An 18,792-nucleotide genomic window follows, 5' to 3' on the forward strand; every position below is an offset into this window, starting at 1 on the left:
GCCGGTCAGCCGCGAATGCGCGCCACCAGCTTGGTGGTCGAGCGGTCATGCTCGAAGTCGATCGCCACCGCCCGGCCGCCGTAGGCCAGCACGGCCTTGCCTTCGGGGATCTGGTCCATCACGTAATCGCCGCCCTTGGCGTAGATGTCGGGCCGGCCTTCCTGCACCACTTCCAGCGCGGTGTCCTCGTCGAACTCGACCACCAAGCTCACCGATTCGAGCGCCGCCAGCACCGCCATGCGGTCGGCCAGCGTGTTGTGCGGGCGGTCGTCGCCCTTGCCCAGGCGCTTGACCGAGGCATCGGTGTTCGCTGCCACCACCAGCGACCCTCCCAGTTCGCGCGCTTGCGCGAGGTAGGTCACGTGGCCGCGGTGCAGGATGTCGAACACGCCGTTGGTCAGCACCACGGGTTTTGGCAATGCAGCGATACGCGCAGCCAGCTCGGCGCGCGTGCAGATCTTGTTTTCGAATGAAGGCATAAGGTAACGATAAAGCGAATGTCAGTGTTTCGGAGGTTCGTCGTCAGGTTCTTCGTCGATTGCCATCGACAGCTCGGCCGGCCGCGCTGCGCCGCCACCCGGTTCCCGGCGCTCGCCCGACAGCTTGATCTGCAGGCGCAGGCCATTGGCCGAGTCGGCATTGCGGATCGCCTCGTCGTAGCCGATCAGGCCCTTGTTGTACAGCTCGAACAAGGCCTGGTCGAAGGTGCACATGCCCAGTTCGCGCGACTTGTGCATGATCTCCTTGATGTTCTGGAAGTTCCCCTTGAGGATCATCTCGCCGATGGTCGGCGTGTTCAGCAGGATCTCGATGGCCGCCTTGCGGCCCTTGCCATCCTCGGTGCGCACCAGGCGCTGCGAGACGATGGCGCGCAGGTTCGACGACAAATCCATCAATAACTGATTCCGCCGCTCTTCCGGGAAGAAGTTGATGATCCGGTCCATCGTCTGGTTGGCGTTATTGGCGTGCAGGGTGCCCAGGCACAGGTGGCCGGTCTCGGCGAAGGCGATCGCATGTTCCATCGTCTCGGTGTCGCGGATCTCGCCGATCAGGATCACGTCCGGCGCCTGGCGCAGCGTGTTCTTCAACGCATGATGCCACGACAGGGTGTCGACGCCCACTTCGCGGTGCGTCACCAGGCACTGCTTGTTCTTGTGGACGTACTCCACCGGGTCTTCCACCGTGATGATGTGGCCGGCCGAGTTGCTGTTGCGGTAGTCGATCATCGCCGCCAGCGTGGTCGACTTGCCGGAACCGGTGCCGCCCACGACCAGCACCAGGCCGCGCTTGGTCATCACCACGTCCTTGAGCACCTCGGGCAAGTCGAGCTTCTCGAAGTTGGGGATTTCGGACGCGATCGTGCGCACCACCATGCCCACGCTCTGCTGCTGCACATAGACGTTGACGCGGAAGCGGCAGACGCCCGGCAGCGAGATCGCGAAATTGCACTCCATCTCGGCCTCGAACTCGGCGCGCTGGCGCTCGTTCATGATCGACAGCGCCAGTGCGCGCGTGACTTCGCCCGTCAGGCGCTGCTGGCTGAGCGCCTTCATCGCCCCCTGGTGTTTGATGCTTGGAGGAAAGTCAGCCGAGATGAAGAGGTCGGAGCCGCCCTGGTGGTGCATCACCGTCAGGAGCTTGTGGATATAGGCCTGGGCTTCCGCCGGGCCGAACGTCGAAGACATGCGGGCCTTTCAAAAATTGCGGCCTTGTAGCCTGCTTGGCAATTATATCGACTATGATTCTCGTTAAACTATTATTTCATGGCTAAAACGGGTCTGCCCCCCGGTCCGTCGCCCCGGCGCCGGCCATGGTGCGCTATCCGAAACATATAAACATGACACTGACCGAGCTGAAATACATTGTCGCCGTTGCGCGCGCCAAACACTTCGGCCATGCCGCCGAAGCCTGTTTCGTGGCCCAGCCCACCCTGTCCGTCGCCATCAAGAAGCTCGAGGATGAGCTGGGCGTGACCCTGTTCGAGCGTGGCGGCTCCGAAGTCTCCGTAACGCCGCTGGGCGCCCAGATCGTGGCCCAGGCCGAGCGGGTGCTGGAACAGACCGCCGCCATCAAGGAGCTGGCCAAGCAGAACAAGGATCCGCTGGCCGGCCCGCTGCGCCTGGGCGTGATTTATACGATCGGGCCCTACCTGCTGCCGCCGCTGGTGAAGAACCTGATCGACACCGTGCCGCAAATGCCGCTGGTGCTGCAAGAGAACTACACGCATAAACTGCTGGAGCTGCTGCGCCAGGGCGAGCTGGACGCCGCCATCATGGCGCTGCCGCTGCCCGACCACGGCATGTCGGTGCAGCCGCTGTACGACGAGCCCTTCATCGTGGCCATGCCGCGCAGTCATCCGTGGGCGGGCCGCAAGGAAATCTCGGCCGAAGACCTGAAAAGCGAAACCATGCTGCTGCTGGGCGCCGGCCACTGCTTCCGCGACCAGGTGCTCGAGGTGTGCCCGGAAATGGCGCGCTTCTCGGCGCCGGTGGCCGGCAACGGCATGCAGCGCACCTTCGAAGGCTCGTCGCTCGAGACGATCCGCCACATGGTCGCCAGCGGCATCGGCCTGACCGTGCTGCCGCGCGCCTCGGTGGCCGACATGCGCGACCCGAACGGCCTCTTGACCTATGTGCCCTTCCTGCCGCCGGCGCCGTCGCGCCGCGTGGTAATCGCCTGGCGCAAGAGCTTCACCCGCCGCGCCGCGATCGATGCGGTGGTGCGCGCGGTGGGCGAATGCCATCTGCCGGGCGTCGAGATGGTCACGCTCGAGGCGGCGGCATAGTCTTATCCAGCGTCACCAGGCCTGCATCCTCTTCCCCCTCGCCAGGACCATCCGGCTGTTCCCGGGCGCCGGTCTGCTCCCGCGACAACACGATCTTCTGGGTTGGGAAGGCGAAGGAGATGCCGGCCGCTTCCAGCCGCTCGTGGATCTTCAGCAGCAGCGTCTCGCGGATGATGACTTGGGTGTCGAACTCGCCGACGTTGATGTACGACCAGACATCGATGTTGAAGGCCCGGTCGTTGATGCTGCCCAGCCGCGCGCGATGGCCCTCCGCCATGTTCTTCTCTTCCGTCAGCACCTGCTGGACGATGGTGATCGCCTCCTTCAGCTTGGCCGACGGGGTGCCGAGCGGCACCGCGATGGTCGGGTTGAACAGGAAGCGGTCGCGCGCCGCGAAGTTCTCGATCTGGCGCGCCGACAGGTCGCCATTGGGGATGGTGACGACGGTGCGCTCGCCGGTGCGGATGCGGGTCGAGCGAATGCCCACGTCCTCCACGGTGCCGACCACGTCGCCCACCTTGACGAAGTCGCCCACCTGCAGCGGCTTGTCGGCGATCACGGTGACGCTGCCGACCAGGTTTTCCACCGTCTTCTGGGCGCCCAGCGCCAGCGCGATACCGCCGATACCCAGCGCCGCGATACCGGTCGTGACGTCGATGCCGAAGGTGCCGAGGATGGCGATGCCGGAGAACGCCAGCAGCAGGATCTTGGCGGCGCGGCGCGCCAGCGTGATGACGGCCACCACCTGGCGCCGCTGGCTGCGCTGCATGCGCGCGGTGGCCAGCTCGGCCACCGCGTCGATCAGGCGCAGGCCGAACCACACCAGTGCGATGACGGACACGATGTCGGTATAGCGCAGCAGGGTCGTGCGCGCGACGATCGACACCGGCAGCTCTTCGGCCCAGTTGTAGAACAGGCCAACTGCGATCAAGAGGCTGGCCGGCGGGAGCGCCGCCTCCATGAAGCGCACCAGGCCGTTGGCCTCCGAATCGGCCACCAGCTTGCGCATGGCGGCGACGATCAGGGCCGCCACCGTCCACAGTCCGCCGAAGAGCAGCACCCCGAGCCCGACCAGCATCGCCCAGTCCTTCAGCGGCGCGCCGGCGACGACGAATTCATTCTTGTCGGGCTCCTGCACCACCGGCTCCTGGCGCGCCGCCTGCGCGACCTGGTCGATGGTCTCGCGTGACACGCGCCAGACCTGGTGGTCGCCGTCCTGGCCGCGCACCAGCAGGATCGGCACCTTACGGTCCTGAATCGTCAGGACGCCGACATTTTCCTGCTCGGCCGGCAAGTCGTCGTCGATCTTGCCGATGGCGTCGTTCGACAGCTGGACGAATGGCGACAGCGAACCGCCGTTGTCCAGCAGCGCATGGAAGTTGCGCGCCTGGGTGATGGCGTTGGTGCGCTGGCGGTTGCTCGTGGCCGGCGTATCGAGGTATTGGGCGGCGCGATCGTAATCGGGCTCGGCCAGGGCGGAGATCAGGCCCGACACCATCGAGCGCGGCGTCTCGCGCTTGAGCGCATCGGGAATGACTTCCTCGGCGGGCGCCGCTTCTTCGGCCTGGCCGGCGGCGAAGACGGTCGGTGACAGTGGCGCCGCCAGGGCGATCAATAACAGGAACAGGAAACTGAACGAAGCACGCATAAGCAAGTCGACTCCTCTGACTGGGCATCTGGCTGATGCGGAACAAAAACAGGGCTCAAAATGAAAACGGACATCCTATGTCCGCTTTCAGGCAAGTCTAGCATCCGGCCGAGTCCGCCCCTCGCACTATTGCCCGGCTTCTACCCTTATTCCACCCGCAACCCCGTCCAAACCGCGGCGAACGCCCATTTGTCGGCCATTTCGGCGATGGCCTTGGCGGTGGGCTTGCCGGCGCCATGGCCGGCCTGGGTCTCGATACGCACCAGATGCGGACGCGGCCCGGCATCGATGTTCTGGAGCGCCGCGACGTATTTGAAGCTGTGCGCCGGGACGACCCGGTCGTCGGTGTCCGCCGTCGTCACCAGGATGGCCGGATAGGGTTTGCCGGCCGCCACGTTATGGTAGGGAGAATAGGACAGCAACGTACGGAACTGCGCCGCATCGTCCGGGTCGCCGAACTCGCCCATCCACAGGCGCCCGCCCGTGAAGCGGTGAAAGCGCAGCATGTCCATCACGCCGACACCGGGCAAGGCCGCCGCGAACAGCTCTGGTCTCTGGTTGACGACCGCGCCTACCAGCAGGCCGCCGCCGGATTCGCCATGCACGGCCAGGCCGTCCCGCGTCACGATGCCTTGCGCGTGCAGGTACTCGGCGGCGGCGATGAAGTCGTCGTAGCTGGTCTGCTTTCTGTCAAGGCGGGCCGCCTCGTGCCAGGCCTTGCCGTACTCTCCGCCGCCGCGGATATTGGCGATCGCCACGATGCCTCCGTGCTCGATCCAGGCCAGCAGGTTTGGCTCGTAGTACGAGATCATGCTGATGCCGAAGCCGCCGTAACCGTGCAGCAGGGTCGGCGCCGGCCCTGCGATGTCGCTGCGCCGGACGAGGAACAGCGGCACACGGGCGCCGTCGCGCGCCGCATAAAAACGCTGCTCGACCACGATGTTGTCCAGGTCGGCGTCGACCGTTGGCGCCGCCCACACGCTGGCCGTGTTCGCGGCCACGTCATAGCGGTAGATCGTCGTCGGCGCGTTAAAACTGGTGAACACGAAGAAGGCTTCGTTGTCGGCCTGATGGCCCTGGAAGCCGCCCGCGCTGCCGATGCCGGGCAGCGCCACGACGCCATCCGGCCGGCCGTCGAGCGTGAAGCGCCGCAGCTGGGTTTTCACGTCGACCAGGTAGGTGCCGATCAGGCGGCCGCCAACCAGGCGCGCATCGCCCAGCACGGCGCTGTCCTCGGCAATCAGGTCCCGCGGCGCGGCGCCGGGGTCGGCCAGGTCGAGGGTCGCGATCCGGCGCCGTTCGGCGCGCCCGCTGGTCAGCAGGTACAAGGTGCTGCCGGCGTCGCCCACTGGCGACCATTCGGCGTCGAAGCCTTTGACCACGGTGCGCGGCTGCCAGCGTTCGTCGTGCAGGTCGATGACGACGAGGTTATTGGTCTGGGTGCCGGGCGTGGATGTGATCACCGCATAGCGTCCGCTGTCGGTCACCTCGACGAAGTGCAGCAGCTCGGGCCGCTCGGGCGTCGCATACAGGAGCCGGTCGCTCGACTGCGGCGTGTTCAGCGCATGGAAATAGACCGCGTGGTTGGCAAGCGCAGCGTCGCCCGCCGTCGCTTCGGGATAGCGGGTGTAGAAAAAGCCGGCGCCATCGGACGCCCAGGCGATGGTGGTGAAGCGGGCCCAAGCCAGGGCGTCGTCGAGGATTTTTCCGGTGGCGACCTCGATCACCTTGATGGTGCGCCAGTCGGCGCCGTCTTCCTGCACGGCGTAGGCGAGCAGCGCGCCGTCTTTCGACGGCGCCCATTCGGCCAGGGCTCGGGTGCCGTGGTCCGACCATGTATTGGGGTCGATCAGCACGCGGTCCGGGCCATCGACGCTGTCGCGAACCAACAGGGTCGCCTGGTTCTCGAGGCCAGGATTGCGGGTATAGAAATAGCGCCCGCCCTGCTCCCGCGGGATCGTGAATTTCTCGTGATTCTGCAGCGCTTCGAGCCGCGCGCGAAAGACCGCGCGGCCCGGCAGCTCGGCCAGGCAGGCGTTCGTCACGACGTTCTGCGCAGCGATCCAGGCCGCGACCTCGGCGTCGCTGCGCGCATCGCCTTCCAGCCAGCGGTAAGGATCATCGATCCGCTGTCCGTGCAGGATGTCGACGGCGTCGGTGCGGCGGGTGATGGGATAGGCGGTTGGGTGCATGACGGATCTCCTTATCAGGCAAGGACGGGATCGCAGATCGGCAGGGTGCTGGCCACGCGGATGGCGTGCGCCAGGCGGTCGATCACGTCCTGGTTGGTGAAGGTTTGCCGGTGCCTCACGGCGGCGATGCTGATGGTTTCGTCGACCACGCGGATGGCGGCCATGACGGTCGCGGCGCACAGCCGCACCTCGAGCTCCCTGGGTGAGCGTTCCAGGCGGTCGGCGACGATCATGGCAAGCGCGTCTTCGGCGCGCTGGGTCGCCATCAGCCAGGACGCGCGCAGGTCCGGCTCGTCCGGCAGCATGGCCAGCAGGCGCACGGCCAGCACGTCGTCGGCCAGGTCGGCGGGGGCACGCTCACTCCCGAGACAGGCCTGCAGCCAGGACTCGATCGATGCGTCGCGCGGCCAGTTGCGCAGCATGGCGATGAAGCGCAGCGAGGTCGCATCGAACAGTGGCTCGACGCAGCTTTCCTTGTTGCGGAAGTAGCGCCAGACCGTGCGCTTCGACAAGCCGGCCGCGGCGGCGATGTCGTCGCCGCTGGTCGCGGCCACGCCGCGTTCCACGAACAGCCTTGCCGCGTGGCGCGATACCGCCATTCTTGCTTCGTCCTGCACTCCCATCATGCTCCACGCCTGTCACTTAGTGACGTTTACTATGTCACCAAGTGACAGGCATGTCAAACGCCTTGCCTAAGAACTCAATCGCGCTTGCGGCGGCGCGCCAGCAGCAGGCCCGCCATCAGCGGCAGCACCATGGCCACGGTCGACGGTTCCGGCACCTGCGCCACGATCGAGAAGGTGTCGCCCGCCGACAGGCCGGTGGTATCGAGCAGCCAGTCGCTGCGGCCGTCGAGCATGGTCGGATTGCCGAACAGCGTATCGGCCGTCTCGCCGTTGGCGAACTTGATGACGGCGTAGTTGCTCGAATAGCTGGCCTGGGCGCCCGAGAACGAAGACACGCTGCCTGCGGCCGCATAGCCGATGCCCTGCAGGCCGAAGTTGAACTGGTGCATCGACAGGCCCACCAGGTTGCGGATGATGGCGCTGAAGCTGAGCGGGCCGGCCAGGTCGGCCTCTTCCAGCACGAAGTTGAGTGTGGTGGTGCTGAAGTCGACCAGGTCGAGGTCGAAGGACACGACACCGGCTTCGCTGTAGTCGGTCACGATATTGGCGCCGCTGCTGCTGGTCAGGACGACGGCGCTGGCGGAGTGCGAAAAGGCCAGCGCGCTCAGGGCGACGGCGGTGGCGGCGACGAATTTGTTCATGCTCATGTTCGTTTTCCTTTTATAAGAAATGACGATTACAGCGGGCCCTTGGCCCACGGGCCCGAGATCGCGAAGGTCACGCCCGGGGTCTGGATGTTCACGAACAGGTAGCGGCCGGTCGGGTCGAAGCAGGCGCCGGCGAATTCATTGCCGCGCTGATCTCCGGCGAGCGAAGGCAGCTTGCCGGCGCCCTGCAACTGGGCGGCCGTCAGGTTGATGTTGTTCTTGGCGAAGATGTAGGCGTCGCCGGCGCCCGTCAGGCCCATCAGGCGCTGGCCGTAGCCGAAGTGGTCGGTGATGGCGCTCGACGAGTCTTCGCAGATCAGGATCGCGTTGCGCGGGCTGACCGTCAGGTTGTCGCCCATATTGCCCACCAGCTGGCTCGGGCTCGAATAGATGCATTTCAGGGTCTGGCGCGCCAGGTCGAGTTCCCAGATCGCGCCGCGGTTGACGTGGCCGCCCGAGGTGTCCATCACGTACATCTTGCCCTGGGCATACCAGATGCCTTCGCCGCGGTTCATGCGCAGCGCACCTTTCATCCAGCCCTGCACGAAGGGGCCGGCGGCGCTGTTGATGGTCTCGCCGTTGAGGCCGACGCCGCTGCCGCGGTTGGCGTCCGGATTGGCGATCGGCACCCACTCCAGCTCATAGGTGTCGTCGACCGAAGCCACCGCCAGGTTGACGTTGTTGCGGCCCCTGACCTTGGCCATCTCGAGCACGCCGCCCATCGCCAGCGAACCGGGCGCACCGGTCTTGACGTCGGGGATGTAGCGGTAGAAGCCCGACTTGCCGGAGGAATCCTCGGTCAGGTAGACGTTGCTGTTGTTCGGGTCGACGGCGGCGGCTTCGTGCGCGAAGCGGCCCATATTGACGATAGCCTGGCCGCTGACCTGCTGCGGATCGGCCGTCACCTCGAACACATAGCCGTGCTTCTTGCCGCCGGCGCTGACCGTGTCCGAACCGATCTCTTCGCAGGTCAGCCAGGTGCCCCAGGGGGTGATGCCGCCGGCGCAGTTCTGCTGGGTGCCGCCCAGGCTCGGGGTCATGCTGACCCAGTCGCCGTCGCGGAACACCAGGTTGGTCGTGCCGCCGCAGGAACGGTTGCTCGAGCTACCGCTCACATTGCCGGTGTCGTACAGGCCATAGGCATTGATGAAATTGACAGCGGCACTGCCGCTGATTTCATGATTGCGCACCAACACTTGTTCCGTACTGCGACCGACCTTGCGCGTGACGATCACGCCCATGCCGTCGTGGCCGCCCGGGCAGGGACGGCCGTCGCTCATCGTGTCGCCGCGCCAGCCATAGCTCTTGTAGCTGAAGCCCGGCGGCAGTTGCAGCAGCGGCAGGCCGGTGGCCAGGTCGTTGACCGGGGCGATCGGACCGTAGGGGCTGTCGACCAGGGCGGTAGCGCCATTGGCCGCCAGCGCTTCGCGGGCGTGCAGCGCGGCAAAGGCACCGACGAAAGGCAGCGCGGATGCGCCGGCCATGCCCTTGAGCAGGTTGCGCCGCGAAGGCGACATATCGTGTTCGTTCATCGAGATGCTCCAAAGAATAGGAATCGAGCCGGTGGTCCGGCGTCTGGTGTCGTTGGCGGCGCCCGTGCATCAGGCCCGTCCTGTCCCTACCACCCCCGGTAGGACTGATGCATTAAAACAAACAAAAATGTCAAATCCATGACGATAAAATGACAACAATGATGCATTCGCCATGCAGTAAAGACGCGGTCGTGTCATGCAAAACCGATAGCGCCCGTATGCACAAGGCGACATAGCCGCCATGCCGCCAAAGGGGCTAGAATCGCTGCTTCCTGCTCAACAGTGCTTCTCTGACAAGACGCGATTCACCATGAACAAGCTGGCGCTCTATTTCCGCCTGGTCCGGGCCGACAAGCCGATCGGCATTCTTCTTTTGCTGTGGCCTACCCTGTGGGCGCTGTGGATGGCGTCCGGCGGCGTGCCCGACCTGCAGGTGCTGGCGATCTTCGTCATCGGCACGGCGCTGATGCGTTCCGCCGGCTGCGCCATCAACGACTACGCCGACCGCGACTTCGACCGCCACGTCAAGCGCACCGTCGACCGTCCGCTCACCAGCGGCAAGATCAGCGGCAAGGAAGCGGTGATGGTGGCGGCGGTGCTCGCCATCGTGTCGTTCCTGCTGATCCTGCCGCTCAACGCGCTGACCAAGCAGTTGTCAGTGGTGGCGGTGATCGTGGCCGGCACCTATCCCTATTTCAAGCGCTTCTTCGCGATTCCCCAGGCCTATCTCGGCATCGCCTTCGGCTTCGGCATCCCGATGGCCTTCGCCGCGGTGCAGGACCAGGTGCCGGTCGTGGCCTGGTGGCTGCTGGTGGCCAATGTGTTCTGGGCCGTGGCCTACGACACCGCCTACGCCATGGTCGACCGCGACGATGACCTCAAGCTCGGCATGCGCACCTCGGCCATCACTTTCGGGCGCTTCGACGTGGCCGCCATCATGCTGTGCTACGGCGCCTCGCTGGCAATCCTGCTGCTGTGCGGCTGGTCGCTGGGCCTGCGCTGGTGGTTCGTGGGCGGGGTGGCGGTGGCAGGCTGCACGGCGCTCTACCACTACACCCTGATCCGCGATCGCGACCGGATGAAGTGCTTCAAGGCGTTCCGCCACAACAACTGGCTGGGGGCCGCACTGTTCATTGGTGTCGCGCTCGACTATGCATTAGGTTAATATTGTCCAAAAGGCATTCACCCACCACACACAAGAGGCCCACGATGATCGAAAAAATCCCGACCCAGACCGGCACCCGCGACCAACTGGTCAGCGACCTGAAGACCGTGATCCACGACGCCGAATCCTGGCTGCGCAACGGCGGCCAGCTGACCGGCGAAGAGCTGAAGGCCGCCAAGGTCAAGTTCGAGCAGACCCTGGCATCCGCCAAGACCAGCCTGATTCACGCTGAAGAGACCGTCGTCGAGCGCACCAAGGTTGCCGCCAAGGCCACCGACGAATACGTCAAGGACAACCCATGGAAGTCGGTCGGCCTGGGCGCCGCCATCGGCGTCGTGATCGGCATGCTGATCGCGCGTAAATAAGATGACGATCTCCGCGACCGTCGGAAGGATAGGATCCAACCTGCTCGCCATGGTGCGGACCAGGCTGGAACTGGCAGCGATCGAGCTGCAGGAAGAGACGCACCGGCTGATCGGCTACTTGGCCTGGGGCGTCGCGGCCGCCTTTTTCGCGGTGGTCGCGGTATTGCTGGCGATCCTGTTCGTGCTGGTCCTGTTCTGGGACACGCATCGCCTGCTGGCGATCGGCGTCATGACGGGGCTGTTCGCTCTGGGCAGCCTGCTCGCCTTCTTCAAGGTGCGCGGCGACCTGGTGACGCGTCCGCCGCTGATGGCCGCCACGCTGGCCGAACTGCGCAAGGATGCGCAAGCCGTCAAAGGAGAGCCTATCCATGAGCAGCAATGAAACCCTGGCGGCGCGCCGCCGCCTGCTGGCCGCCCAGTGCGCCGAACAGCGCGCACTGATGGCGCATGACGTCGCGCTGCTGCGCCATCCGTCCGAACTGGGCGGTGCCCCCGGCTACGTGGCGCAGCATAAGACTGCCGTCCTTGCCGCCGCCGGCCTGGGACTGGGCTTTTTGATCACCAAGCCGAAGTGGGTAGTTGGCGTGGTGACCGGCGCCTTGTCCGCCTACAAGCTGGCGCAGAAGGTATTGCCGGTGCTGGGCTGGAGAAAGTTCGAGATCCACTGATCCGGGTGCGCGTGAACGCGCCAACCGGGCCGCTGTCCAACCGGACGAGCGACCACGGTTGGAGGCATCATGCGCACACGTATCCTGCGGCCTGTTCTGGCGCTGACCTTCCTGGCACTGACCTTCCTGCTGCCGCTATCGGCGGCAGCCATGCAGGCGCAATCGCCTGACACGCTCGCTGCGCGCGTCGACGGCGCCCATCGCGTCGGCGCATTCTCCCTGTCAAGAGCGCACATTCAGGCGCTATTCGACCAGGCGGTTGGCCTTCACTTGTCGCTTAAAAAAGCGAAAAGTTCGTCATGCCCGCCAATACGCTGCCCGTTAATGTAGGTCTGCGGCGTAGTCTGGACTCCCTCGTCCCGCATGAACGTATCGACTTCATTTCGAGTAGTCAACTGATGATCCTCGACTTGGTAACCCGCCTGTTTCAATAGTTCGAGTGACTTGACTCCAAATGGACAAGTATGTTCTGGGGTGACCATCCGGTGCAGTACTGCCCGCTTCGATTCCTTTGACATATTCACCTTTCTTTTTTTAGTAGCCAAGCTGCTTGTGGCAATGCTATGCGCCGTTACATTGGGGTGTCGAGATTAGACGGGTGGCATGGGCCCCGCGGTGCGTCAACGCACGCACACCCATAAATCATGTGGTTACCTTAGTGAACGCTCCTGGCGTTTCTACGTATGAGCGGTCAGCATGCTCAGCGCCCTATGGGACGCTCGACTTCGCCTGAGGAAGCAATGAGGTCGCCTGCGGATGCTGGCCATTGGCTTGAGGTCAGCTCCCGCGCGTCGTGACAGTCCGCGAATCTTTCGCCTCGGTGACCTGATATGCCCAGCTGAACGGCCGGGTTTGGCCGGTTGCGGACGTACCCATGCTTAGTCCGAGCATGATATGCCGAACGGTTTTGTCAGGCGCCCTTAATTGCTGCCCAGTTCCTCGCCCAGCTCGCGTCCACGCGCCGCAGCCGCCTTCATCGCCGCGACAATGGCCTCCTTGACCCCGGCCGCTTCCATGCTGGTAATCGCCGCATGCGTGGTCCCACCCTTCGACGTCACACGCTGGCGCAGAACCTCGACCGGTTCATCCGACTGCGCCGCCAGCTGCGCCGCGCCGGTGAAAGTGGCCAGCGCCAGCTCTCTGCCCTGCTCCGCGTTCAAGCCCATTTGCAGGGCAGCCTCCTGCATCGCTTCCAGGAAGAAGAACACGTAGGCCGGTCCGCTGCCCGACACCGCCGTCACCGGATCGATCTGCGCCTCGTCATCCAGCCACACGGTCTTGCCGACCGCGCGCATCACCGTGTCGGCCTGCGCGCGCTGGCCCTCGCTCACGCCCGGCTGCGCCACCAGGCCGGTCACGCCCATGCCGATCAGCGCCGGCGTGTTCGGCATCGTGCGCACGATCGCGTCGTAGCCGCCGAGCCAGCGCGACAGGTCGCTGCTGCGGATGCCGGCGGCGATCGACAGCACCAGCTGGCGATTCAACAGCGGCGCCAGCTCGGCCGCGACTTCGCGCATCTGCTGCGGCTTGATCGCCAGCACCACGACTTCGCTCTCCGCGACCTGTTCGTCGATCGCCGTCGCGGTGCGCACACCGTACTGTTGCGACAGGCGCTCCAGCGCTTCCGGATTGCGGTCGACGACGTGGATGTTGGCGCCCGAACCAGCCTGCCTGACGATGCCCGAAATGAGCGCCGCGGCCATATTGCCGCCGCCGATGAACGTGATCTTCATGTGTTTTTCCTGTTATTCGTAATTGCGTGCGCCAAAGATGGCGCTACCAATGCGCACGATGGTGGCGCCTTCCGCGATCGCCGCCGCCATATCGCCCGACATGCCCATCGACAGCGTATCGAGCGCCAGGCCGTCGGCGCGCAGCGCGTCGTGCAGCATGCGCAGGCGGGCAAAGGCCGCGCGCTGCTGCTCGGGTTCGGTCGCGCGTTCGGGGATCGCCATCAAACCGCGCAGGCGCAGGTTCGGCAACTGCGCCACCGCGCGCGCCAGTTCGGGCAACTCGGCCTCGGTGGCGCCACTCTTGCTTGCCTCGCCGCTGATGTTCACCTGCAGGCAGACATTCAATGGGCCGAGTTCGGGCGGGCGCTGCTCGGACAGGCGCTGGGCGATCTTGAGGCGCTCGACCGTGTGCACCCAGTGGAAGCTGGCCGCGATCGGGCGTGTCTTGTTGCTCTGGATGGGGCCGATGAAATGCCATTCGATCGGCGCATCGGGTTGCGCCTGCGCGACGTTCACGATCTTGTCGAGCGCTTCTTGCAGATAATTTTCACCGAACGCACGTTGTCCAGACGCCATTGCATCCAGCACGGCTTGGGCAGGAAACGTCTTGGAAACAGCGAGCAGTTGCACCTCGTCGCGGGCGCGTCCTGCGGCCTGGACAGCCTCCCCGATTGTCGCTTCGACAGCTTGCAAGTTGGCGGCGATTATGGACATAATGATTTTCTATAGGAAATATTTTTCGAGCGGCGACGATGACAAAGGCGCACCTCGAGCCACAGGGATTATAAATGGACATTTCGGAACTACTCGCCTTCTCGGTCAAGAACAAGGCTTCGGACTTGCACCTCTCGGCCGGCCTGCCGCCGATGATCCGCGTGCATGGCGACGTACGCCGCATTAACCTGCCGCCGCTCGAGCACAAGGACGTGCATGGCATGATCTACGACATCATGAACGACGGCCAGCGCAAGCAGTACGAAGAAGTGCTGGAGTGCGACTTCTCGTTCGCGATCCCCGGCCTGGCGCGCTTCCGCGTCAACGCCTTCAACCAGGAACGCGGTGCCGCCGCGGTGCTGCGCACGATTCCGTCCAAGATCCTGACCCTGGAAGAGCTGAACGCGCCAAAGATCTTCGCCGACCTGGCCATGAAGCCGCGTGGCCTGGTGCTGGTGACCGGCCCGACCGGCTCGGGCAAGTCGACCACGCTGGCGGCGATGGTGAACCACCTGAACGAGAACGAGTACGGCCACATCCTCACCATCGAAGACCCGATCGAGTTCGTGCACGACTCCAAGAAGTGCCTGATCAACCAGCGCGAAGTCGGCCCGCACACGCTGTCGTTCAACAACGCGCTGCGCTCGGCGCTGCGCGAAGATCCGGACGCGATCCTGGTCGGCGAACTGCGCGACCTGGAAACCATCCGCCTGGCGCTGTCGGCGGCCGAGACCGGCCACCTGGTGTTCGGCACCCTGCACACCTCGTCGGCCGCCAAAACCATCGACCGTATCGTCGATGTGTTCCCGGCTGAAGAGAAGGAGATGGTGCGCGCGATGCTGTCCGAATCGCTGCAGGCCGTGATCTCGCAAACGCTGCTCAAGACCAAGGACGGCTCGGGCCGCGTGGCGGCGCACGAGATCATGATCGGCACCCCGGCGATCCGCAACCTGATCCGCGAAGCCAAGATCGCCCAGATGTATTCGGCCATCCAGACCGGCAGCAATGCGGGCATGCAGACGCTGGACCAGAATCTGACGGAGCTGGTGCGCCGCAACGTGATCTCGACCGGCGCCGCGCGCGCCGCGGCCAAGATCCCGGAAAACTTCCTCGGCTAAGGGCGCATCATGGAACGCGACCAGGCATCCAAGTTCATGTTCGACCTGCTGCGCCTGATGGTGAGCAAGGGCGGTTCGGACCTGTTCATCACGGCGGGCTTCCCGCCGGCGGTCAAGATCGATGGCCGCATGACGCCGGTGTCGAGCCAGGCGCTCACCGCCGGCCACACGGCCGACCTGGCGCGCGCGATCATGAACGACAAGCAGGCGGCCGGCTTCGAGCTCACGCGCGAAGCGAACTTCGCGATCACCCCGGGCGACCTGGGACGCTTCCGCGTCTCGGCCTTCATGCAGATGGGTTGCGTGGGCGTGGTGCTGCGCGTGATCACCACCGCGATCCCGAAATTCGAAGACCTCGACCTGCCCGACACGCTCAAGGACGTCGTGATGACCAAGCGCGGCCTGGTGATCATGGTCGGCGCCACGGGCTCGGGCAAATCGACCACCTTGGCGGCGATGGTCGGCTACCGCAACGAGAACAGCTACGGCCACATCATCACGGTCGAGGACCCGGTGGAATTCGTCCACCCGCACCGCAACTGCGTGATCACGCAGCGCGAAGTGGGAGTCGACACCGATAGCTTCGAGGCGGCGCTGAAGAATTCGCTGCGCCAGGCGCCGGACGTGATCCAGATCGGAGAGATCCGCGACCGCGAGACGATGGAACACGCGATCGCCTTCGCCGAGACCGGCCACCTGTGCCTGGCCACCCTGCACGCCAACAGCGCCAACCAGGCGCTCGACCGCATCATCAACTTCTTCCCCGAAGAGCGCAGGCAGCAACTGCTGATGGACCTGTCGCTGAACCTCAAGGGGCTGATTTCGCAGCGTCTGATTCCGAAGAAGGAAGCCAAGGGGCGCGTGGTGGCGATCGAGGTCCTGCTGAACTCTCCGCTGATCTCGGACCTGATCTTCAAGGGCGAGGTGCATGAGATCAAGGAGATCATGAAGAAGTCGCGCGAGCTGGGGATGCAGACTTTTGACCAGGCCTTGTTCGACCTGTATGAGGCGGACAAGATCACTTATGAGGATGCGCTGCGCAATGCGGATTCTGTGAATGACCTGCGCTTGAACATCAAGCTCAATAGCAAGCACGCGAAGAATCGGGATTTTTCGAGTGGGACGGAGAAGTTGGGGTTGATCTGACGGTTGGCATACCACGATCGCCCCCCTCTACCACCAGCACACGCACGTCGTTCCCGCGCAGGCGGGAACCTAAGTTTCATACGCAGCCACTGAAGTTCGTGCTAGTAGCTGCGCGAAGAACTTAGGTTCCCGCCTTCGCGGGAACGACGTTTTGGGGCCAACGAAAGAATGATGTTACGAGTAATCGGCCAGCTTAGAACCGCGACTCCAACGTCACCCTCGCCATCGTCTGCCCCTCACTGAAACTGGTCCTGCGCAGCGTCCCGAATTCATCGGTATAGCGCGAATCCGATACCCCATCCTGGCGCAGCAGGTTCGACGCCGCCAGCCGCAGCTGGTACTTCGGATTGAACTTCCACAGCGCATACACATCCAGATCGCGCCGCACGCTCTGGTAGCGCGACTGCTCCACATTGACCCGCACCGGGCCGCCATCCTTGAACGCAAAGCTGGCGCCGGTGCTCAATTTGCCGTCGCGGGTCTTGTAGTCGATGCCGAGCGTTGCCGACAGCGGCACCTGCTGGTCCAGGCGGTTGTCCGGCCCCGGCACCGCGTCCACCTCGGACCAGTTGCGCGACACGCTCGCGCGCAGGTCGATCTCGGGCATGTCCGCGAGCACCGCCGATAGCGGGAACTTCGCTTCGAGCTCCAGGCTGCGCGTGAGCGCGTCGCCGTCGTTGACCGGGGTCTGGATCCAGCGGCCGTCTTCCAGGATTAGCCCCTGGCGGGTGTAATCCTCGATGCGGCGCACCGACACGCTGGCGCTCAGCAGCGCCTTCTCGGCCCACCAGTGTTCGTAGGCGGCGTCGATGCCGGTCGCCAGTTCCGGTTGCAGGTCGGGATTGCCGCGATAATCGGGCTCGGTCTGGCTATTGTTCGGCGTCGTGAAGCGGCGCGGGATCAGGTTGCCGGCGGACGGCGCCTTGAAGGTGCGGGTCAGCGCCAGGCGCACCTGGTCGCGGCTGTCCGGGATCTTGTACAGGGTCTGGGCCAGCGGCGAGAACACGCTGGCGCGGTTGGTGCTGGTCTCGAAGGTATTGCCCTCGCTGGTCGTCTCCAGTCCTTCCCAGCGCAGGCCGGCATACATCGACCACTGCTTGCTCACGTTCCACTCGTCCTGGATGTACAGCGCCAGGCGCTTGATGGTGGCGTCATACTCCTCGTTCGATGCGAGCTCGCGCCCGGCCAGCGGGAACACCTCGACTTCGCCGCGCTCGTCCTCGCGCCGCGTATAGCCGGCATCCCAGCCCATCGCCAGTGCGTGGTCTTTCCTCCACGGCGTCGTGTACTTGCCGACCGAGGTCAGACCGCGTTCATCGATGCCGCTCAATACGGTGGAGTCGCGCGCCAGGCGATCGAGGTTGTAGTCACGCTGGTAGTCAAACTCGCGCCAGTCGCCGCGGTTGCGCATGCCGTTGACGCCGAGCTTGAGGTCGAGCTTCGCCCCCTCTTCCAGGTTGTGCACCCAGTTCACGTCCGTGCGCAGCATCGACTGGTTGCCGCCGCTGTTCATGTCGCGCACGTCGTACGGCGGCGGCGCGCCAAGCTCGGTCGTAGTCACGGCATAGCCGTGGTAGTCGTTGCGGTTATACGAAACCATCGTCTGCCAGCTGACCGTGTCGCCATTCTCGAGCGTCCAGTTCAGGCGCGGCGTGAGGTTGAAGCCCTGCGGGCTGCCGCTGTCGTTCTGCTCGGTGCGGCGCAGCTGCGTCAGGCGGCCTTCCGGATCGATCTGGGTTTCCTCGTACGGCTGCGGGCGGTCGAAGTTGTAGCGCCAGACGCTGGCGCCTAGGGAGTACGACAGCCCATCCAGACGGTCCGACATGTTCAGGCTCGCACTCGGGTTGCTGGCGTCCTCGCTCTTGCCATAGCCGACCCGCAGTTCGCGCTGCGCCTTGCGCACCACCCGCTTGAGCACGATATTGATGGTGCCGGCGATCGACTGGGTAGAAAATTCTGCGCTGGCCGCGCGCAGGATCTCGATCCGTTCGATGACGTCGGGCGACAGCTGGTCGATGTCGAAGCCGGCGGGCGCCCGCTCTCCGTTGATCAGGATTTGCGTGTAGCCGCTGCCCAGGCCGCGCATGCGGATTTCGCCCGCTCCACGGCCGCCGCCACCGCCGACGGTGATGCCGGGCAGGCGCTTGAAGACGTCGAGCACCGAGGTGTCGCCATAGCGCTTGATTTCTTCGGTCGAGACCACGATGCGGCTGGCGGTGTCGTCACGCCGCGGGGCGTAGCTGTTGGCATCGGCCTTGACCTCGACCTTCTGCATCGTGTCGGGGCTGACCGGCGGCGGGTCGGATGGCGGGCTGACTTGCGCGGCGGCGGGCAGTGCGAACAGTGACGAAAGGGTCAGCGCGATGAGCGTTGGTCTGAGCATCGGAGCGGGGGATGAAGTGGACAAAGGTCCCCGCATTCTGTCACAGCTTGCCGCCCTCAAACCGCCCTAC

General features: G+C 64.8%; 19 protein-coding genes. 8 read left to right on the forward strand and 11 right to left on the reverse strand.

What is annotated here, in order from left to right; genetic code table 11:
• Positions 1-5: 5 nt before the first annotated feature.
• A complete protein-coding gene (locus SOM28_RS12615; protein ID WP_147933663.1) occupies positions 6-479 on the reverse strand; it encodes an adenylyltransferase/cytidyltransferase family protein in 474 nt (157 codons plus the stop codon).
• 21 nt (positions 480-500) lie between these two features.
• On the reverse strand, positions 501-1,685 hold the full coding sequence (locus tag SOM28_RS12620) for a PilT/PilU family type 4a pilus ATPase (RefSeq protein WP_320468325.1): 1,185 nt from the start codon (positions 1,683-1,685) through the stop codon (positions 501-503).
• Between the two features lie 152 nt (positions 1,686-1,837).
• Here SOM28_RS12620 and SOM28_RS12625 point away from each other — a divergent pair, with 152 nt between their 5' ends.
• Entirely contained in the window at positions 1,838-2,785 is a 948-nt protein-coding gene (locus tag SOM28_RS12625) for a hydrogen peroxide-inducible genes activator (RefSeq protein ID WP_123069190.1), read from the forward strand.
• On the opposite strand, the gene SOM28_RS12630 is transcribed toward SOM28_RS12625, so the two are convergent.
• From SOM28_RS12630 to SOM28_RS12655, 5 genes are all read right to left on the reverse strand, one after another.
• The gene (locus tag SOM28_RS12630; RefSeq protein ID WP_320468326.1) at positions 2,763-4,433 is read right to left on the reverse strand and encodes a mechanosensitive ion channel family protein; all 1,671 of its coding nucleotides are present in this window, start codon (positions 4,431-4,433) and stop codon (positions 2,763-2,765) included. The two genes, SOM28_RS12625 and SOM28_RS12630, sit on opposite strands and share 23 nt — an antisense overlap.
• Positions 4,434-4,579: 146 nt before the next feature.
• The gene (locus tag SOM28_RS12635; protein WP_320468327.1) at positions 4,580-6,625 is read right to left on the reverse strand and encodes a prolyl oligopeptidase family serine peptidase; all 2,046 of its coding nucleotides are present in this window, start codon (positions 6,623-6,625) and stop codon (positions 4,580-4,582) included.
• A gap of 14 nt (positions 6,626-6,639) precedes the next feature.
• Positions 6,640-7,251, reverse strand: coding sequence for a TetR/AcrR family transcriptional regulator (locus SOM28_RS12640; RefSeq protein ID WP_346433470.1), 612 nt, complete (start codon positions 7,249-7,251; stop codon positions 6,640-6,642).
• A gap of 74 nt (positions 7,252-7,325) precedes the next feature.
• Positions 7,326-7,898 carry a PEP-CTERM sorting domain-containing protein gene (locus SOM28_RS12650; RefSeq protein WP_123069194.1) on the reverse strand — a complete coding sequence of 191 codons (573 nt, stop codon included), beginning with the start codon at positions 7,896-7,898 and terminating at the stop codon, positions 7,326-7,328.
• A 29-nt stretch (positions 7,899-7,927) separates the two neighbouring features.
• Positions 7,928-9,430, reverse strand: a complete 1,503-nt coding sequence (locus SOM28_RS12655) for a PhoX family protein (protein ID WP_320468328.1) — start codon at positions 9,428-9,430, stop codon at positions 7,928-7,930.
• Between the two features lie 310 nt (positions 9,431-9,740).
• Between SOM28_RS12655 and ubiA the strand changes: the two genes are divergently transcribed.
• The 5 genes from ubiA to SOM28_RS12680 all read left to right on the forward strand — a co-directional run bounded on the left by ubiA (position 9,741) and on the right by SOM28_RS12680 (position 11,958).
• The gene (gene ubiA, locus SOM28_RS12660) at positions 9,741-10,595 is read left to right on the forward strand and encodes a 4-hydroxybenzoate octaprenyltransferase (protein ID WP_320468329.1); all 855 of its coding nucleotides are present in this window, start codon (positions 9,741-9,743) and stop codon (positions 10,593-10,595) included.
• 44 nt (positions 10,596-10,639) lie between these two features.
• A complete protein-coding gene (locus SOM28_RS12665) occupies positions 10,640-10,960 on the forward strand; it encodes an ElaB/YgaM/YqjD family protein (protein ID WP_123069197.1) in 321 nt (106 codons plus the stop codon).
• Position 10,961: 1 nt separating this feature from the next.
• Complete coding sequence (locus tag SOM28_RS12670; protein ID WP_320468330.1) at positions 10,962-11,342, forward strand: phage holin family protein; 381 nt, start codon at positions 10,962-10,964, stop codon at positions 11,340-11,342.
• Positions 11,329-11,628, forward strand: coding sequence for a hypothetical protein (locus SOM28_RS12675; RefSeq protein ID WP_123069199.1), 300 nt, complete (start codon positions 11,329-11,331; stop codon positions 11,626-11,628). The genes SOM28_RS12670 and SOM28_RS12675 overlap by 14 nt, the downstream gene beginning before the upstream one ends.
• Before the next feature lie 69 nt (positions 11,629-11,697).
• Positions 11,698-11,958 carry a hypothetical protein gene (locus SOM28_RS12680; protein ID WP_320468331.1) on the forward strand — a complete coding sequence of 87 codons (261 nt, stop codon included), beginning with the start codon at positions 11,698-11,700 and terminating at the stop codon, positions 11,956-11,958.
• On the opposite strand, the gene SOM28_RS26295 is transcribed toward SOM28_RS12680, so the two are convergent.
• From SOM28_RS26295 to SOM28_RS12690, 3 genes are all read right to left on the reverse strand, one after another.
• Positions 11,895-12,146, reverse strand: coding sequence for a glutaredoxin domain-containing protein (locus tag SOM28_RS26295; RefSeq protein ID WP_346433471.1), 252 nt, complete (start codon positions 12,144-12,146; stop codon positions 11,895-11,897). The genes SOM28_RS12680 and SOM28_RS26295 overlap by 64 nt on opposite strands.
• A 402-nt stretch (positions 12,147-12,548) precedes the next feature.
• Positions 12,549-13,361, reverse strand: coding sequence for a pyrroline-5-carboxylate reductase (gene proC / locus SOM28_RS12685; protein ID WP_320468332.1), 813 nt, complete (start codon positions 13,359-13,361; stop codon positions 12,549-12,551).
• A 12-nt stretch (positions 13,362-13,373) separates the two neighbouring features.
• Entirely contained in the window at positions 13,374-14,075 is a 702-nt protein-coding gene (locus tag SOM28_RS12690) for a YggS family pyridoxal phosphate-dependent enzyme (protein ID WP_320468333.1), read from the reverse strand.
• Between the two features lie 74 nt (positions 14,076-14,149).
• On the opposite strand from SOM28_RS12690, the gene SOM28_RS12695 reads away from it, so the two are divergent.
• Together SOM28_RS12695 and SOM28_RS12700 are read left to right on the forward strand one after the other, a co-directional pair.
• The gene (locus SOM28_RS12695; RefSeq protein ID WP_123069207.1) at positions 14,150-15,193 is read left to right on the forward strand and encodes a type IV pilus twitching motility protein PilT; all 1,044 of its coding nucleotides are present in this window, start codon (positions 14,150-14,152) and stop codon (positions 15,191-15,193) included.
• A gap of 9 nt (positions 15,194-15,202) precedes the next feature.
• Positions 15,203-16,339 (forward strand): PilT/PilU family type 4a pilus ATPase, encoded by a 1,137-nt coding sequence (locus SOM28_RS12700; RefSeq protein WP_320468334.1) that lies wholly within the window; start codon positions 15,203-15,205, stop codon positions 16,337-16,339.
• 193 nt (positions 16,340-16,532) lie between these two features.
• On the opposite strand, the gene SOM28_RS12705 is transcribed toward SOM28_RS12700, so the two are convergent.
• A complete protein-coding gene (locus tag SOM28_RS12705) occupies positions 16,533-18,722 on the reverse strand; it encodes a TonB-dependent receptor plug domain-containing protein (RefSeq protein WP_320468335.1) in 2,190 nt (729 codons plus the stop codon).
• Positions 18,723-18,792 lie beyond the last annotated feature (70 nt).

The sequence above is a fragment of the Massilia sp. CFBP9026 genome, assembly GCF_034045165.1.
GTDB classification, from domain to species: domain Bacteria; phylum Pseudomonadota; class Gammaproteobacteria; order Burkholderiales; family Burkholderiaceae_D; genus Telluria; species Telluria arenae.

Coding starts and splice junctions, on each gene's coding strand:
- SOM28_RS12615 (WP_147933663.1), bottom strand. CDS start 479: ATGCCTTCATTCGAAAACAAGATCTGCACGCGCGCCGAGCTGGCTGCG.
- SOM28_RS12620 (WP_320468325.1), bottom strand. CDS start 1,685: ATGTCTTCGACGTTCGGCCCGGCGGAAGCCCAGGCCTATATCCACAAG.
- SOM28_RS12625 (WP_123069190.1), top strand. CDS start 1,838: ATGACACTGACCGAGCTGAAATACATTGTCGCCGTTGCGCGCGCCAAA.
- SOM28_RS12630 (WP_320468326.1), bottom strand. CDS start 4,433: ATGCGTGCTTCGTTCAGTTTCCTGTTCCTGTTATTGATCGCCCTGGCG.
- SOM28_RS12635 (WP_320468327.1), bottom strand. CDS start 6,625: ATGCACCCAACCGCCTATCCCATCACCCGCCGCACCGACGCCGTCGAC.
- SOM28_RS12640 (WP_346433470.1), bottom strand. CDS start 7,251: ATGATGGGAGTGCAGGACGAAGCAAGAATGGCGGTATCGCGCCACGCG.
- SOM28_RS12650 (WP_123069194.1), bottom strand. CDS start 7,898: ATGAGCATGAACAAATTCGTCGCCGCCACCGCCGTCGCCCTGAGCGCG.
- SOM28_RS12655 (WP_320468328.1), bottom strand. CDS start 9,430: ATGAACGAACACGATATGTCGCCTTCGCGGCGCAACCTGCTCAAGGGC.
- ubiA (WP_320468329.1), top strand. CDS start 9,741: ATGAACAAGCTGGCGCTCTATTTCCGCCTGGTCCGGGCCGACAAGCCG.
- SOM28_RS12665 (WP_123069197.1), top strand. CDS start 10,640: ATGATCGAAAAAATCCCGACCCAGACCGGCACCCGCGACCAACTGGTC.
- SOM28_RS12670 (WP_320468330.1), top strand. CDS start 10,962: ATGACGATCTCCGCGACCGTCGGAAGGATAGGATCCAACCTGCTCGCC.
- SOM28_RS12675 (WP_123069199.1), top strand. CDS start 11,329: ATGAGCAGCAATGAAACCCTGGCGGCGCGCCGCCGCCTGCTGGCCGCC.
- SOM28_RS12680 (WP_320468331.1), top strand. CDS start 11,698: ATGCGCACACGTATCCTGCGGCCTGTTCTGGCGCTGACCTTCCTGGCA.
- SOM28_RS26295 (WP_346433471.1), bottom strand. CDS start 12,146: ATGTCAAAGGAATCGAAGCGGGCAGTACTGCACCGGATGGTCACCCCA.
- proC (WP_320468332.1), bottom strand. CDS start 13,361: ATGAAGATCACGTTCATCGGCGGCGGCAATATGGCCGCGGCGCTCATT.
- SOM28_RS12690 (WP_320468333.1), bottom strand. CDS start 14,075: ATGTCCATAATCGCCGCCAACTTGCAAGCTGTCGAAGCGACAATCGGG.
- SOM28_RS12695 (WP_123069207.1), top strand. CDS start 14,150: ATGGACATTTCGGAACTACTCGCCTTCTCGGTCAAGAACAAGGCTTCG.
- SOM28_RS12700 (WP_320468334.1), top strand. CDS start 15,203: ATGGAACGCGACCAGGCATCCAAGTTCATGTTCGACCTGCTGCGCCTG.
- SOM28_RS12705 (WP_320468335.1), bottom strand. CDS start 18,722: ATGCTCAGACCAACGCTCATCGCGCTGACCCTTTCGTCACTGTTCGCA.